The organism is Pantoea sp. CFCC18177 (assembly GCF_059412425.1).
This window is the reverse complement of sequence record NZ_JBNBPL010000016.1, coordinates 24,300-39,613: the sequence shown is the minus strand read 5'-3', so window position 1 is coordinate 39,613 and position 15,314 is coordinate 24,300. Positions and strand designations below refer to the sequence as shown.

Sequence of the window (15,314 nt, the reverse complement as noted above, 5' to 3'; positions counted from 1 at the left end):
TTTTTTGACCAAATCCACGATTGTGGAGAGAGTCACTGACGACACAACATGAAAACAACCTCATGTTATTAATGATAAAAAAAGATCACTTAGCTTAATTTTTGCCGCATAGTTCCCTCCTCAATCAAACCCCTCAATCCTGAAGATTGCAGAGATTACGTTTCTTTGAAGGCACTATTTGCTAATCTACTGGTCGTAATTAGCACAGTCGTACCGCCAGGAATTCATGGACACCCTTCTTTGCGCGATACATTCACTCTTTCCCTGAAGGCGCTATGAAGAAAAACGGGCAGTTCTGTTCCAAACTTTTGCATCCCCGCTACTGGTTTACCTGGTTTGGTCTGGGTGTACTCTGGCTGCTGGTGCAACTCCCTTATCCCATTTTGATACGGCTTGGCGCCTCTGCCGGCAAGCTGTCACGCCACTTTCTGAAGCGTCGTGAGCGCATTACGCGTCGCAACATTGAACTTTGCTTCCCACATATTAATGAGGAAGACAAAGAGGTGTTGATCGCAGGCAATTTTGAGTCGCTGGGCATGGCATTGGCGGAAACCGGTATCGCCTGGTTCTGGTCCGATGCGCGCGTGCGCCGCTATTTTCACGTTGAAGGTCTGCACAACCTGCAGAATGCACAACAAAATCATCGCGGTGTGATGGCGATAGGCGTGCATTTTATGTCGCTGGAATTAGGTGGACGTATTACGGGCTTGTGCCAGCCGATGATGGCGATGTATCGCCCGCACAATAATCAGGCGATGGAGTGGGCGCAAACCAAAGGCCGTATGCGATCGAACAAGGCGATGATCGATCGTCGCGATCTACGTGGCATGGTGCAGGCGCTGAAACAGGGCGAAGCGGTTTGGTTCGCACCGGATCAGGATTACGGCCCGAAAGGCAGCGTATTCGCTCCGTTGTTTGCCGTTGAGAAAGCGGCTACCACCAACGGCACTTTCGTGTTGTCGCGTTTGGCGAAACCGGCCATGCTGACCATTGTGCTGATCCGTAATAGCGACAAGAGCGGCTATCAGCTGATTATTCAGCCAGAGCTGCAAAACTATCCTTATGAAGATGAAGCGGCTGCGGCGGCTTATATGAATAAAGTGATTGAGAAAGAGATCCTGCGTGCGCCAGAGCAGTATTTGTGGCTGCACCGTCGCTTTAAAACTCGCCCACCGGGTGAGGCATCGCTTTACATCTAATCTCTTGTTGCAGCAGGTTCCCACCTGCTGCGCCTTCCTGCCGCTCACATTTGCCAACCATTCTTAACGAAAAACAAGTTTGTCAAAATTTGCACAGACTCATGTAATGGTCTGCTCTCTCCTATTCTGACCAAACACATGACTCTGCAATTTAGATCCAAACTGCTCGCGCTTGCCATTGCCAGCGCCTTGCTGGCCGGTTGTGCCAACCCGCATGGCTTACACACGTATAACACGCTGCTTGATGCCAACTCACTGCAGGCCAACCAATCATTGAAAGATGCACATTTCAGTGCGGCAAACTGGCCAAAAACAGCGTGGTGGCAAAACTTTAACGATGCGCAGCTCAATCGATTGATCGCTGATGCCATGACCTCCAGCCCTGATTTACAGGTCGTCAACGCGCAGGCTGATAAAGCCAATGCACAGGTGATTGCTGCTGATGCTGAACGTTATCCTGACGTTGACCTGAATGCCGGTATTACCCGTTCTCGCGTGGCGAAAGTGGATGACCCGCTGCTACAGGGCAAGAGCTACAGCACGCTGCGCACCGCCAATATTGGCATGAGCTACACCTTCGATTTGTGGGGCGGTAAGAAAGATGCCGCTGAAGCCGCACTGGGACAGGCGCGCGCCAGCGAGCTTGATCGCCAGGCCAGCCAGCTCACGCTCGCCGCCAACGTGACGCGCGCCTGGAACAACCTCAATCTGGCCTGGTCAAACGCTGAACTGGCAAAGCAGAACGCCGATCGCTCTAAGGGGATTGCTAAAATCCAGCAGCAGTATGTCAGCGCGGGTTTAACCTCTGACTATCAATATAAGCAGGCACTTTCACAGCAGAAAACCGCAGAAGCCAGCCTGACCGAAGCCCAGCAGAACGTAACCGATGCCGGAATTCAGCTCTCAACATTGATTGGTAAAGGGCCAGACTACTGGCACCAGCTGAAACCCGCCAGGATGGCGGTTCCGATCGCGGCAACACTGCCGAACAACATTCCCGCCGAGTTGCTGGGACGCCGTCCGGATGTCGTCGCGGCACGCTGGCGTGTGGAAGCGGCCTCGAAGCAGATCGCCGCAACCAAAACAGAGTTTTATCCCAACATCAACCTGGTGGCAGAGGCGGGTACGCGTTCACTGCTTGGCGATGCGTTCTTTGGAGCGCCGAGTCGCTTCTTCAATGTGGGGCCCAGCCTCTCCCTGCCCATCTTTGACGCTGGCGAGCGCCGCGCCGATCTGGCGGAGAGTGATGCCAACTGGGACCTTGCGGTCGCGCAGTACAATAAATTATTGATCGGTTCACTCGGCAACATCAGCGATACCATCACACAGTTGCAATCGATTCAGGAGCAGTTGGCTCAGCAGCAGAGCGCCAATCAGTTGATTCACAGCGCATGGGATGATTTGAATCGTGAATACACGGCAGGTCTGCGACCTTATCTGGATGTGCTTACCATCCAAAACCAGCTGATTGAATCCGACCAGAAACTGGTGGCGTTACAGGCACAGCAGATCAATCTGGCAGTGGTGCTAATTGAAGATCTGGGGGGTGGCTTCCAGAATGGCACCCCTGCTGCGCAGGGATAAGCGCGGCTGGCATTCGGCCACGCATTGATGAATGATAGTCCGCATCTGGAATAACCCGCGGACTATCATGATGGAACTGAATGCTAACGCTGGCTGGTTACGGCCGCTTATCGCTGACCGACTCACTCCTTACCTCGAAATTGATGCAGCACGCCTGCAACGCAATCTGCAACTTATGCAGCAAAAAGCGGATGCCGCTGGTGTGGCACTGCGTCCGCACATCAAAACGCATAAAAGTGTCTGGATTGCTGAGCAACAACGCAAGTTGGGCGCGCGCGGCATTACCGTGTCAAAACCAAGTGAAGGTATCGCTTTTATCCTCGGCGGCGAGCGTGATCTGTTGCTGGCGTATCCCGTGGTCCATGCCGCCACATTGACCGAGATGCTGGCCGTTGCGCGCCAGCATCAGGCACGTATTACCTTTATCGCAGACTGCACAGCGGGTGTGGCGGCCATAGTGGATGCCTGCCAGCGCCAGCCAACTGGCGATGTCGCTATCGCGATTAAAGTCGATGTCGGTTTGCATCGTGTGGGGATCGATCCGCACAGTGACGCAGCCGCCACACTGGCTCAACAGATCCAGAATGCGGGTATCTTTTTTGCCGGCCTGGTGTCTCATGCGGGCCATGCATACGGCGCGGGCAATGCTGCAGCCATCGCCAATGTGGCACTGCAGGAAATGGCATTGATGCGCGACGTACAGCAGCGGCTTAACACGGCGGGCATAACGCCTTGCCCGATTTCAGTGGGCTCCACGCCAACGGCTTTAGCTGCACCGGTCACCGAAGGCAGTGACGAAATTCGCCCGGGGAACTATGCGTTGTTGGATCTCACCGCCCTCCGCCTGGGTTTATGTGAACCCGATGCCTTGGCACTCAGCGTGGTCACGCGGGTGGTGGCGGTCAATCCGCACTACGCGATTATCGATGCCGGTTCGAAAATGCTCAGCTCGGACAAAGGCCCACACGGCACCAATGCCAGCGGCTTCGGTATTGCCGTTGATGAGCAGGGTAACCAGTATGAAGTGCTGAAGCTGTCGGAAGAACACGGCTTTTTACAGTACGACGATCGGGCACCCGCATTAGGTTCTCTTCTGCGCATCTTCCCTAATCACAGCTGCGCAGTCGTGGCACAGTCCGATGATTTTGTCCTGCGCCAACCAGATGGCAGTGCAGAGACCCTCGATATTCAAGGGCGCGGCAAGTTTATCTGATCATCGCATTTCCCCCTGAAACCTCTGTGACGCCACACTTCCATGAGCGGGCCATTTCCAGCCCGCTTACCTTCAGTTAAGGTACAAAATGTTGCAGGGCCTTGTTGAACGCAGCCTTGCACGTTGTTGCCGCGTCAAACCGGCGTTATCTGCTCAACAGGAGGTTCCATGCTGCCATCTCAGACAGTCACGCTAACCATTCCTCGTCACTGGTTAGATTTATATGAAACCATCTGGAAGCCGGAATGCTTTGCCAAATGGGCTAGCGGACTCAGCGCCAGCACCCTGACCCAGGAAGGAAGCTACTGGCGAGCGAAAGGTCCCGAAGGGACGGTAAAAATCCGCTTCACGCCCCACAACCCTTTTGGGGTTATGGATCACTGGATTGATACCGGTACCGGCAAAGAGATTTACATGCCCATGCGGGTGATAGCCAACGAGCAAGGGGCGGAAATTGTGATGGTGGTTTATCGTCAACCGCTGATGTCTGATGAGAAATTCGCGCAGGATGTTGCCTGGGTAAAGCGTGATCTGAATCAACTTCTTCATCTTTTAACCCATTAGAATCAATATATTATTAATTTTTGCCATGGCTTTAACTTGCGTTGGAATCAACCAATAAGAAAATTTCTTTTTTTTACGCAGCAGTATTTAACAGTTGTACGATTTTTTAAGCGGGTTTTTTCACTATTCACAAGTCTGGCTAAAGTCTCCTTACCAGGAAAATTCCTGGTGAGGTAGCCCATATGTCCGCTGACGCACTCTGATTTATCGATGTTTTTATATTTTCGTCCATTCCACTGACTTGTCATTGTCGCAAACTGTCGACAAAGACTAATAAATAGTAAATCGATCGCCTTATCTATTCAGATGCAAAATCTGAAACCATTTATTTATGAAGTTTATTTATAGGAGTTTTCTTATGGTGTTAATTTAATTAAAACACGGTATAACTCATTCACACACAGCAATACACGATAATAACAACAGCAGGGAAACAATATGGATCGCTCAACCTATCCTTTGTTATCAGAAAAAGAATTTGTTGAGATTGCCAGGAGGATGCTGGCCGGGGAATATAATAACGTAAAGGGATTTTATAACGATCTTGCGGATTTCCTCCTGACTGGGGGAGATACCGCTGAGACAATTAAAAAATTACACACCAGGGTTATATTTTTAAATTCAGAGCATCATTTAATTGAATGCATCTTAACATGGCAATCCCTGAAAGGTATCTCAGGGCTACGCCAGGAAACGCTGCATTGATGTATATCCGTCATACTTCGAACCGCAGTTGCGTTGGCTGCGTGTGCGCACCCCAGTCACTTACTGATGTAAGCTCCTGGGGATTCACCCACTTGCCGCAATTCGAATTATTTTGGGTATAATCTGTACTCTGGGCTCAGCCCGGGTGAACCCTCAATTGCACTGGTACATGTACCATAACGAGCAGAGAATGACGATAAGAGAAAAGAATTTGGCCAGCGCCAAATGGTCAATTTTGTCATCCATTAAAATCGTCGGCATTGGTGTTTTACAGCTTTCACTTCTGGCACAAATACTTCAGGCAAACGAGTTAGACCTGCTCGCTATTGCTATTGTGATGTTATTGGTCATTGATACACTGGCCGATCGCGGATTTGGCAACGCAGTGATTAGAAATAAAAGCCTGAATAATAGCGAACTTTCCATTCTGTATTGGGGGAATGTATTAAGCGGAATGGTGATATTTGCCGTCCTGTTTATTGGCAGCGACCTGTACAGCCGCATAATGAATCAGCCGGAAATGGCCATTATGCTGGAAATGATTTCGGTTATATTTATTATTATTCCGCAAGGTCAACATTATCGCGCTATATTACAGCGGGAAAAACAATTTTCGCGCATCGCTTTCACCGAAACTTCCTCGGTGCTGGTTGGGTTAGGTGTCACGTTGTTTACCGTGTGGTTAACACCTTCAGTGCTGTGCGCTATCTGGGGCTACCTCGCGATGGTATCCATCAGAATGCTGGTCTACTGCTACTACGGCCGCTCCTGGTTCCAGCCGGAATACCGTTTTAGCCTGAAAAGTTTCGCCAATGTGCGTGCAAGAAACGGATAATAACAACAAGTCTATATGGTGGGCTCTGGGCATCTGAGAAGATGCATTCGCGTGCTGGTCGCCAGCACGCTTTTTTCTTTTTCAGACCCGCAAGGCGTTCAGCCGTATCCTCCCCCATACTTCACATCACTTTTTTTTATGCGAACTGACATCGCATCGCCAATTTATCCCGCCGGTTAAGCCTGTTAGCATGTTCGCCATCAAAGTGGCTAATCCGATAACCTCTTTTTAGAAAAACTCAGTGGTCTGTACGCTGGGAAATCTTTAGGCTGGCCGCCAATCATCTGGGGTGCTCTATGTTATTAACCGTTCTCTATATTATTGGGATTACCGCCGAAGCCATGACCGGTGCGCTGGCCGCAGGGCGTCGTAAAATGGATTTGTTTGGCGTCATCATCATTGCCTCCGTTACCGCCATTGGCGGAGGATCGGTGCGTGATATCCTGCTAGGCCACTATCCACTTAGCTGGGTGAAAAACCCGGAATACATCATGATCGTGGCAGCGGCTGCAGTGGTGACCACCTTTGTTGCACCGCTGATGAATCATTTGCGTAAAGTGTTCCTGGTTTTGGATGCACTGGGCCTGGTGGTGTTTTCTATCATTGGCGCACAGGTAGCGCTGGATTCGGGGCATGCCCCGATCATTGCGGCGATTGCTGCCGTGATCACCGGCGTATTTGGCGGTGTGCTGCGTGATATGTTCTGCAACCGCATCCCTTTGGTGTTCCAGAAAGAGTTGTATGCCGGTATCGCTTTCGCCTCAGGTTGGCTCTACATCCTGTTGCTGAAAACCCCTCTGCCGAATGAGGCGGTGGTCATCATCACCCTGTTGTTCGGATTCATCGCCCGTTTGCTGGCGCTGCGTTTCCGCCTGGGCTTGCCGATCTTCAACTATCCTCATCCCGAGCACTGAGTGCGCAGCAGGAATATCCTGCTGCTGCAAAAAATCAATCAACTGTCGGACATCGTCATGCTGCAACAGGGAGACGATGCGATGCGCCAACACACTGCCAACGCCAGGCAACTGCTGCCACTCCTCGACCTATCGCGCCATCACTTGTGACCACTGTGAATCAGGCAACGCCTGTAAAGCCGCACGCGGTAAAGGTATGCCTAACGCATTGACCCAGCGCCGCAGAGGTTGCTGACGGGTGAGATGGAAGCGCTGCCAGAACTGCTGCGCACGCTCAGTGGAGAGGCCGCTGGCCTGGGCGATTTGCTCAGGGGTGAGTGTCAGCCAGGAGAAAAGATGCGTTATCGCGCCGCTAGTGAGTAAACGTTGCCAGTTGCTGCGCTGGACGCCGGGGATATTCAACACAGATTTCTCGCTGAGCCAACTCAGGCGAGATAAAAATTGCAGCCGACATGGGGGGCTAAAATGCAGGCATGTCTGCGCATCGAAGTCATCCGGCAACGGCGCTGTGGGGTAATCACGTTGCGTCACGCGCCAGATTACGCGCTCCAGACGCGGAATGCCTTGGCCAGCCAGCGCCAGTGCCACCTGATCGCCGGCAATCACATCCCGTTCGCGCCAGCGACGCACAGAACCGATATTGACCCGGCGCACCGTTTTGTCATCCAGTTGAACCGGGATCACGTTGAGTATCACCGCAATTTTGCCTGTACGTCCGACGTTAAAATCCACGGATAGCACTTCACTGCTCACCTCTGCTGGCTGATATTTCCATGCAGCCGACCAGCTACTTTGGCCGGGCTGCCAGTCACGTCCGGCACTCGACGGTGACAGATGCATCACCACGCCATCGGTCACAAACGGCAATGGCTCACGAAACCAGCGTTCACGCCACGCGGCGGCCTCTTCCTCATTATTAATTTGCCGACTCCAGCGGTGCGATAAACCGAATCCCCAACGGGAGAGTTGCGCCAACCGCTCACTCATTTGCACAGGTCCATCAGGCCATGCCCAGACAAACAGACCGAGCCGACTCAGTAGCGTAGAAGCGTCCCGCCGCATCATGGCGCCCGCGACTTGAGCACGCGCATTTTTGCCGCCATCCCGCGCCTGCTGATGATCGGTCATCTGCAGGAACAGCTCGCCTTGCAGTACCACTTCTTCTCGATCGGTATCGATATGCTGCGGGATGGCCGGAATCTGTGTGGCTTTCTCTAACCACTGTTCGCCACGCAGACCATCTCCACGACTGATGAATGAAACCAGTTGCCCACGTCGATATACCAACGTCACCGCGACACCATCGACTTTGGGTTGTATCCACAGCGGCGCTTTATCCTGCATCCAGTACGCCACGGCCAGCTTATCGCGCAGTTTGCGCACCCCGGTGTGGGCAACCGGGTGAAGTATACTCCCGTTCGTGGTCAGCAGAGCTTCGTAACCCGAGCGGTCAGCCGTGAAGCAGCGCTGCCACTGCTGTAAACGCTGTTGCAGGCTGTCGTAATCCTCATCACTCACCAGGCTTTTGCCCTGTCGATGGTAGGCATCGTCCCAGTGACGCAACTGGCTTTGCAACTGAACGATCTCCTGATCGGCGCGAACCGGCGACCAGTTGGGGCAAAGCGCGTCAGCCCAGCCATCGGCACTGAGTAACACGCAGCATAGAAACAACCAACCTTTCATGAATGCACTCCTTTTTGCTTATTGGAGTGCGCATCAGGGTCGATCACCAATGTAAAACTCAACATCAGGAAGCCAACTTGCACGCTTTATAACGCCGTTACAGCGCGCAACTTCCGCAGCGGGAACGGGCTCACGGAAAAAGAATTGCCTTAGCCCAACGGCAAACGCTGCGTGGCGAGCCTAAGCCGTGTATACTGTGCAGGAAATCGACTCCGCTCTTTACTCAATTCAAGATAACCATGGCTCAAGGCACGCTTTATATTGTTTCCGCCCCTAGCGGCGCGGGTAAATCCAGCCTGATTCAGGCGCTGTTAAAGACACAGCCGCTGTACGATACGCAGGTGTCTATTTCTCACACCACCCGCGGCGTGCGTCCCGGTGAAGCACATGGTGAACACTACTTCTTCATCTCAAAGCCCGAATTCGAGGCCATGATTGCCGCCGATGACTTCCTCGAACACGCGGAAGTGTTCGGCAATTACTACGGCACCTCGCGCGCGGCAATTGAACGCGTGCTGGCAACCGGTGTTGATGTATTTCTGGATATCGACTGGCAAGGCGCGCAGCAAATTCGTCAAAAAATGCCGGCTGCACGCAGCATTTTTGTCTTGCCGCCGTCGACCGAAGAGCTGGACCGTCGCCTGCGTGGCCGTGGTCAGGACAGCGAAGAGGTGATCGCCCGCCGCATGGCGCAAGCTGTGGCGGAGATGAGTCACTATGCCGAATACGATTATCTGATCGTGAATGATGATTTCGATCTGGCGCTGACCGATCTGAAACACATTATTCGCGCAGAACGTCTGCGTATGAGTCGCCAAAAATCGCGACATGATGCTTTAATCAGCAAACTATTGGCAGTCTGAAGTCACTTTCAGTATTATGCCCAGTCATTTCTTCATCATCTGTGGAGTAGCACACCTATGGCACGCGTAACCGTTCAGGACGCAGTAGAGAAAATTGGTAACCGTTTTGACCTGGTGTTGGTCGCTGCACGTCGTGCACGTCAGATGCAGGTAGGCGGCAAAGATCCGCTGGTTCCAGAAGAGAACGATAAAGCCACCGTTATCGCCCTGCGCGAAATCGAAGAAGGCTTGATCACCACCCAGATTCTGGATGTACGTGATCGTCAGGAACAGCAAGAGCAGGAAGCCGCTGAGTTACAAGCCGTTACCGCTATCGCTGAAGGTCGTCGTTAACAGCACTCTGCAGGTCAACCTTGTATCTGTTTGAAAGCCTCAATCAACTGATTGAAAAATACTTGCCTGAGGAGCAAATAAAGCGCCTCAAGCAAGCTTATCTTGTTGCGCGTGATGCCCACGAGGGTCAAACACGCTCCAGCGGTGAACCTTACATCACCCATCCTGTTGCCGTTGCCTGCATTCTGGCCGAGATGAAACTCGACCATGAAACGCTGATGGCGGCGCTGCTGCATGACGTGATTGAAGATACACCCGCCACCTACCAGGATATGGAACAGCTGTTTGGCAAAAGCGTTGCCGAACTGGTGGAAGGCGTATCGAAGCTCGATAAGCTGAAGTTCCGCGACAAGAAAGAAGCCCAGGCTGAAAACTTCCGCAAAATGATCATGGCGATGGTGCAAGACATCCGCGTCATTCTGATCAAACTGGCTGACCGCACGCATAATATGCGCACCTTGGGTGCATTGCGACCGGATAAAAAGCGTCGTATTGCACTGGAAACGCTGGAGATTTACAGCCCTCTGGCGCACCGCCTCGGTATTCATCACCTGAAAACAGAACTGGAAGAGCTGGGCTTTGAAGCCCTCTATCCCAATCGTTTCCGGGTGATTAAAGAGGTGGTGAAAGCGGCGCGCGGTAACCGTAAAGAGATGATTCAGAAGATTCTTTCTGAAATCGATGGCCGCTTACAGGAAGCCGGTATTCCCTGCCGCGTCAGTGGCCGCGAGAAGCATCTCTATTCGATCTACCGCAAAATGCATCTGAAAGAGCAGCGATTCCACTCCATCATGGATATCTATGCTTTCCGCGTGATCGTGAAAGATTTAGATACCTGTTATCGCGTGCTCGGCCAGATGCACAGTCTGTACAAACCGCGTCCAGGACGCGTGAAAGATTACATCGCTATTCCCAAGGCCAACGGCTATCAATCCCTGCATACCTCAATGATTGGCCCGCATGGCGTGCCGGTCGAAGTGCAGATCCGTACCGAAGATATGGATCAGATGGCAGAGATGGGGGTAGCGGCACACTGGGCTTATAAAGAAGCCGGTGAAAACGGCACGACCGCGCAGATCCGCGCTCAGCGCTGGCTGCAAAGCCTGCTGGAGCTGCAACAGAGCGCCGGTAGTTCGTTTGAATTTATCGAAAGCGTGAAGTCCGATCTCTTCCCGGATGAAATCTACGTCTTCACGCCAGAAGGCCGCATTGTCGAGCTGCCTGCGGGCGCCACCCCGGTGGATTTCGCCTATGCCGTGCATACCGATATTGGTCACGCCTGCGTTGGCGCACGCGTCGATCGCCAGCCTTATCCGCTGTCACAATCGCTGACCAGCGGCCAAACCATAGAAATTATCACCGCGCCGGGCGCCCGTCCGAATGCGGCATGGCTCAACTTTGTTGTCAGCTCCAGAGCGCGTTCGAAGATTCGTCAGCTGTTGAAGAACCTTAAACGTGAAGACTCCGTCAACCTGGGTCGACGCCTGTTAAGTCACGCCTTAGGTGGCAGTAAGAAGCTGGCCGAGATTCCGGCAGAAAATATTCAGCACGAACTGGAACGTATGAAGCTGGCGGGTATTGAAGATCTGCTGGCGGAAATCGGGCTGGGCAATGCCATGAGCGTGGTGGTGGCGAAAAACCTGCTGCAATCCGGCAGTGAAGAAGCGCCAAGAGACAGCAAACGTAAAAAGCTGCCGATTAAAGGCGCAGATGGTGTACTGATCACCTTTGCTAAATGCTGCCGCCCGATTCCAGGCGATCCGATTGTGGCTCACGTCAGTCCCGGCAAAGGTCTGGTGGTGCACCACGAATCCTGCCGCAACATTCGTGGCTATCAGAAAGAGCCAGAGAAGTTCATGCCGGTTGAGTGGGACAAGGATATCGATCAGGAATTTGTCGCGGAAATCAAAGTCGACATGTTCAACCATCAGGGCGCGCTGGCTAACCTGACGGCAGCGATCAATACCGCAAGTTCCAACATTCAAAGTCTGAGCACTGAAGAACGTGATGGCCGTGTTTACAGCGCCTTTATCCGCCTCACTGCCAACGATCGCGTCCATCTGGCCAACATTATGCGCAAGATTCGCGTGATGCCGGATGTGATTAAAGTTCACCGAAACCGTAATTAGGCATGAACGCTCAACGCTTTGCTCGTATCCAGGAGATGCTGGCCATGCGCCAGCACGATCTCACGGTCTGCATGGAACAGGTCCATAAGCCACATAACGTCTCAGCGGTGATTCGTACCGCCGATGCTGTTGGCATCCATGAAGTTCACGCCGTATGGCCCAGCGTGCGTATGCGCACCATGGTATCAGCCTCTGCAGGCAGCAATAGCTGGGTAAAAGTCCAGACTCATCGCCACATCGCCGAAGCGGTTCGTCATCTGAAAGGTCAGGGCATGCAAGTGCTGGCGACCAACCTGTCGGCAAATGCCGTGGATTTTCGCGAAGTCGATTACACCAAGCCGACCTGCATTCTGATGGGCCAGGAAAAAACCGGGATTACCGCTGAAGCGCTGGCGCTTGCCGACCAAGACATCATTGTTCCTATGGTTGGCATGGTGCAATCACTGAATGTGTCTGTCGCCTCTGCGCTCATCCTGTATGAAGCCCAACGCCAGCGACAAAATGCCGGTATGTACCAGCGTCAATACAGCCTGCTGGATGAAGACGAACAGCAGCGTTTGCTGTTTGAAGGCGGCTATCCGGTGCTGGCACGCGTTGCGAAGCAGAAAGGCCTGCCGTATCCGCACATTAACGTCCAGGGCGAGGTGGAAGCCGATGCCAGTTGGTGGGCCACCATGCAAGCGACGGGTAAAAAATGAAAGGCCGTCTGCTGGATGCCATCCCGCTCAGTACCCTGACCGGCGTCGGCGCCAGTCAGGCGGGTAAACTGGCTAAACTCAGTCTGTTTACCATTCAGGATTTGCTGCTGCATCTGCCGCTGCGCTACGAAGATCGCACCCAACTCTACAAAATTAATAACCTGCTACCGGGCGTTTGGGCCACGGTGGAAGGCGAAGTGCTGCACAGCGACATCACCTTTGGCCGTCGCCGTATGCTGGTGTGCCAGATCAGCGATGGCAGCGGCGTGCTGACCATGCGCTTCTTCAACTTCAATGCCGGAATGAAAAACAGCCTCGCTCCTGGCCGTCGCGTCACCGCGTATGGTGAAATCAAACGCGGCCAACGCGGCGCAGAGATCATTCATCCCGAGTATCGCGTGCAGGGCGAACAAGGCGGCGTAGAGCTGCAAGAGACGCTGACGCCGGTCTATCCCACCACCGAAGGGATTCGCCAGGCAACACTGCGCAATCTGACCGATCAGGCACTGACGTTGCTGGAAACCTGCCCGATTGCCGAACTGTTGCCGTCGGAACTGAGTGGCGGCTTGATGAGTTTGCCAGATGCGCTGCGCACACTGCATCGCCCCCCACCTGATTTACCGCTCAGCGAGCTGGAAACCGGCCGCCATCCGGCCCAGAAACGCTTAATTCTCGAAGAGCTACTGGCGCACAATCTCAGCATGCTGGCCGTACGCGCCGGTGCGCAGCGCCATCACGCATTGCCAATGCCCGCCAGACATCATCTGGTTGATCAATTGCTGGCTGCGCTGCCCTTCTCACCGACGGGCGCACAGAAGCGGGTGGTTGAGGAGATAGAGCGCGATTTGGCCAATGACTTCCCGATGATGCGCCTGGTACAGGGCGATGTTGGCTCCGGAAAGACCCTGGTTGCCGCACTGGCGGCGCTGAATGTGATCGCGCATGGCAAGCAAGTGGCGCTCATGGCGCCCACCGAACTGCTGGCCGAGCAGCATGCCAACAACTTCCGCCAGTGGTTTGCACCGCTGGGCATTGAAGTAGGCTGGCTGGCCGGTAAACAGAAAGGCAAAGCGCGTGAAGCTCAGCAGGAAGCCATTGCCAGTGGTCAGGTGGCGATGGTGGTTGGCACCCATGCTCTATTCCAGGAGCAGGTGAAATTTAACGGCATGGCGCTGGTGATCATTGATGAACAGCACCGCTTTGGCGTCCACCAGCGTCTGGCACTGTGGGAAAAAGGCGAAGAGCAAGGTTTCCATCCGCATCAGCTGATCATGACCGCAACCCCGATTCCCCGCACGCTAGCGATGACCGCTTATGCCGATCTGGATACCTCAACCATCGACGAATTGCCCCCTGGCCGTACGCCGGTCACAACGGTGGCGATTCCTGATAGCCGCCGTGGCGATATTATTGAGCGTGTCAAAAATGCGTGTCACGAAGGTCGTCAGGCTTACTGGGTCTGTACATTAATCGAAGAGTCAGACGTACTGGAAGCGCAAGCAGCAGAAGCGACATGGGAAGAGTTGAAAGCCGCCCTACCCGGTTTGCAGGTTGGGCTGGTGCACGGTCGCATGAAACCCGCAGAGAAGCAGGCCGTGATGGCCGCATTCAAAGCCAACGACATTCAACTGCTGGTGGCCACCACGGTGATCGAAGTTGGTGTAGATGTTCCCAATGCCAGCCTGATGATCATCGAAAACCCAGAGCGACTGGGCCTGGCACAGTTGCATCAGCTGCGAGGACGCGTTGGCCGTGGTGCTGTCGCCTCGCATTGCGTGCTGCTGTATAAAGCGCCGCTGAGCAAAACGGCACAAAAGCGTTTGCAGGTGCTGCGCGACAGCAATGATGGCTTCGTGATTGCGCAACATGACCTTGAGATTCGCGGCCCGGGTGAACTGCTGGGCACGCGTCAGACCGGGAACGCAGAGTTTAAAGTCGCTGATCTGTTGCGCGATCAGGGCATGATCCCCGAAGTTCAGCGTGTGGCTCGCCATATCCACCAGCATTACCCCGAGCAGGCTCAAGCACTCATTGAGCGCTGGTTGCCGGAGACCGAGCGTTACAGCAACGCATAAATGCTGACGCGGTCTTACGGGTTGCGATCGATCGCCATAAAATCACCGACAAACTTCTGCAACAGACGCGCCAGTTCGGCGCGTTCATCATGCGGCCAACTGGCAAACAAATTCTGATAAATCTGCGCGCGTGCAGTATCGATTTTATCGGTCATTGCCTTGCCTGCCGGGGTAATCACCGCTTCATTCACCCGTTTGTCTTTGGCATTTTTTTGCCGTTGCGCCAGTCCTAGCTCCTCTAGCTTCGCCACCTGACGGCTTACGGTGGTGTAATCACGCCCTGCGCGCTCCGCCAGTTCGACCACACCAATAGGACCGAAACGGCCAATCTGTATCAGCAGTGGAAACAGCGCGCGGTCGAGTTGAATATTGGACTCTTTAATCAGCAACTCATCACGCTGAGGTCGGTTGAATGTACCCACAATCATCAGCAGCGCGTTATGAAGATCATCAAACTCCGCACTATTATGTGTATTTTGCACACTTTTCATTGACGTTATCCCGAGGCAGAACTAATGT

The 15,314-nt window shown here is 53.4% G+C and carries 13 protein-coding genes and 1 pseudogene; 12 read left to right on the top strand and 2 right to left on the bottom strand.

Going from position 1 to position 15,314, the window contains the following annotated elements:
- Positions 1–275 precede the first annotated feature (275 nt).
- The 7 genes from lpxP (at position 276) to ACPUC8_RS16495 (ending at position 7,014) form a co-directional block, all read left to right on the top strand.
- Positions 276–1,199: a kdo(2)-lipid IV(A) palmitoleoyltransferase gene (gene lpxP, locus ACPUC8_RS16525; RefSeq protein WP_039328123.1), complete on the top strand. Its 924-nt coding sequence runs from the start codon at positions 276–278 to the stop codon at positions 1,197–1,199.
- A gap of 138 nt (positions 1,200–1,337) precedes the next feature.
- On the top strand, positions 1,338–2,783 hold the full coding sequence (locus ACPUC8_RS16520) for an efflux transporter outer membrane subunit (RefSeq protein WP_494926851.1): 1,446 nt from the start codon (positions 1,338–1,340) through the stop codon (positions 2,781–2,783).
- A gap of 67 nt (positions 2,784–2,850) precedes the next feature.
- Complete coding sequence (locus ACPUC8_RS16515; RefSeq protein WP_494926850.1) at positions 2,851–3,996, top strand: alanine racemase; 1,146 nt, start codon at positions 2,851–2,853, stop codon at positions 3,994–3,996.
- A 168-nt stretch (positions 3,997–4,164) separates the two neighbouring features.
- On the top strand, positions 4,165–4,560 hold the full coding sequence (locus ACPUC8_RS16510; protein WP_494926849.1) for a polyketide cyclase: 396 nt from the start codon (positions 4,165–4,167) through the stop codon (positions 4,558–4,560).
- A 438-nt stretch (positions 4,561–4,998) separates the two neighbouring features.
- Positions 4,999–5,265, top strand: coding sequence for a hypothetical protein (locus ACPUC8_RS16505; RefSeq protein ID WP_039328111.1), 267 nt, complete (start codon positions 4,999–5,001; stop codon positions 5,263–5,265).
- 190 nt (positions 5,266–5,455) lie between these two features.
- Positions 5,456–6,100, top strand: coding sequence for an oligosaccharide flippase family protein (locus tag ACPUC8_RS16500; protein WP_494926848.1), 645 nt, complete (start codon positions 5,456–5,458; stop codon positions 6,098–6,100).
- A gap of 296 nt (positions 6,101–6,396) precedes the next feature.
- Complete coding sequence (locus tag ACPUC8_RS16495) at positions 6,397–7,014, top strand: trimeric intracellular cation channel family protein (protein WP_071885761.1); 618 nt, start codon at positions 6,397–6,399, stop codon at positions 7,012–7,014.
- On the opposite strand, the pseudogene ligB reads toward ACPUC8_RS16495, so the two are convergent.
- Positions 6,955–8,697 (bottom strand): annotated as a pseudogene (ligB, locus tag ACPUC8_RS16490) (NAD-dependent DNA ligase LigB); the annotation flags it as partial. The gene ACPUC8_RS16495 and the pseudogene ligB overlap by 60 nt on opposite strands.
- Before the next feature lie 239 nt (positions 8,698–8,936).
- On the opposite strand from ligB, the gene gmk reads away from it, so the two are divergent.
- Genes gmk through recG form a run of 5 tightly spaced genes read left to right on the top strand, consistent with a single transcriptional unit; the run spans position 8,937 to position 14,795 of the window.
- Positions 8,937–9,560 carry a guanylate kinase gene (gene gmk / locus ACPUC8_RS16485; protein WP_494926847.1) on the top strand — a complete coding sequence of 208 codons (624 nt, stop codon included), beginning with the start codon at positions 8,937–8,939 and terminating at the stop codon, positions 9,558–9,560.
- A gap of 57 nt (positions 9,561–9,617) precedes the next feature.
- Positions 9,618–9,893: a DNA-directed RNA polymerase subunit omega gene (gene rpoZ / locus ACPUC8_RS16480; RefSeq protein ID WP_034823855.1), complete on the top strand. Its 276-nt coding sequence runs from the start codon at positions 9,618–9,620 to the stop codon at positions 9,891–9,893.
- Between the two features lie 20 nt (positions 9,894–9,913).
- The gene (spoT, locus tag ACPUC8_RS16475; RefSeq protein WP_039328100.1) at positions 9,914–12,022 is read left to right on the top strand and encodes a bifunctional GTP diphosphokinase/guanosine-3',5'-bis pyrophosphate 3'-pyrophosphohydrolase; all 2,109 of its coding nucleotides are present in this window, start codon (positions 9,914–9,916) and stop codon (positions 12,020–12,022) included.
- A gap of 2 nt (positions 12,023–12,024) precedes the next feature.
- Entirely contained in the window at positions 12,025–12,720 is a 696-nt protein-coding gene (gene trmH / locus ACPUC8_RS16470; RefSeq protein WP_039328096.1) for a tRNA (guanosine(18)-2'-O)-methyltransferase TrmH, read from the top strand.
- Positions 12,717–14,795 (top strand): ATP-dependent DNA helicase RecG, encoded by a 2,079-nt coding sequence (recG, locus tag ACPUC8_RS16465; RefSeq protein ID WP_039328092.1) that lies wholly within the window; start codon positions 12,717–12,719, stop codon positions 14,793–14,795. Before trmH ends, recG begins: the two co-directional genes overlap by 4 nt.
- 14 nt (positions 14,796–14,809) lie before the next feature.
- On the opposite strand, the gene ACPUC8_RS16460 is transcribed toward recG, so the two are convergent.
- The gene (locus tag ACPUC8_RS16460; protein ID WP_039328088.1) at positions 14,810–15,286 is read right to left on the bottom strand and encodes a MarR family winged helix-turn-helix transcriptional regulator; all 477 of its coding nucleotides are present in this window, start codon (positions 15,284–15,286) and stop codon (positions 14,810–14,812) included.
- Positions 15,287–15,314 lie beyond the last annotated feature (28 nt).

Excerpts from the sequence above, each read along its gene's own strand:
- lpxP (WP_039328123.1), top strand. The coding sequence starts at position 276 with ATGAAGAAAAACGGGCAGTTCTGTTCCAAACTTTTGCATCCCCGCTAC.
- ACPUC8_RS16520 (WP_494926851.1), top strand. The coding sequence starts at position 1,338 with ATGACTCTGCAATTTAGATCCAAACTGCTCGCGCTTGCCATTGCCAGC.
- ACPUC8_RS16515 (WP_494926850.1), top strand. The coding sequence starts at position 2,851 with ATGATGGAACTGAATGCTAACGCTGGCTGGTTACGGCCGCTTATCGCT.
- ACPUC8_RS16510 (WP_494926849.1), top strand. The coding sequence starts at position 4,165 with ATGCTGCCATCTCAGACAGTCACGCTAACCATTCCTCGTCACTGGTTA.
- ACPUC8_RS16505 (WP_039328111.1), top strand. The coding sequence starts at position 4,999 with ATGGATCGCTCAACCTATCCTTTGTTATCAGAAAAAGAATTTGTTGAG.
- ACPUC8_RS16500 (WP_494926848.1), top strand. The coding sequence starts at position 5,456 with ATGACGATAAGAGAAAAGAATTTGGCCAGCGCCAAATGGTCAATTTTG.
- ACPUC8_RS16495 (WP_071885761.1), top strand. The coding sequence starts at position 6,397 with ATGTTATTAACCGTTCTCTATATTATTGGGATTACCGCCGAAGCCATG.
- gmk (WP_494926847.1), top strand. The coding sequence starts at position 8,937 with ATGGCTCAAGGCACGCTTTATATTGTTTCCGCCCCTAGCGGCGCGGGT.
- rpoZ (WP_034823855.1), top strand. The coding sequence starts at position 9,618 with ATGGCACGCGTAACCGTTCAGGACGCAGTAGAGAAAATTGGTAACCGT.
- trmH (WP_039328096.1), top strand. The coding sequence starts at position 12,025 with ATGAACGCTCAACGCTTTGCTCGTATCCAGGAGATGCTGGCCATGCGC.
- recG (WP_039328092.1), top strand. The coding sequence starts at position 12,717 with ATGAAAGGCCGTCTGCTGGATGCCATCCCGCTCAGTACCCTGACCGGC.
- ACPUC8_RS16460 (WP_039328088.1), bottom strand. The coding sequence starts at position 15,286 with ATGAAAAGTGTGCAAAATACACATAATAGTGCGGAGTTTGATGATCTT.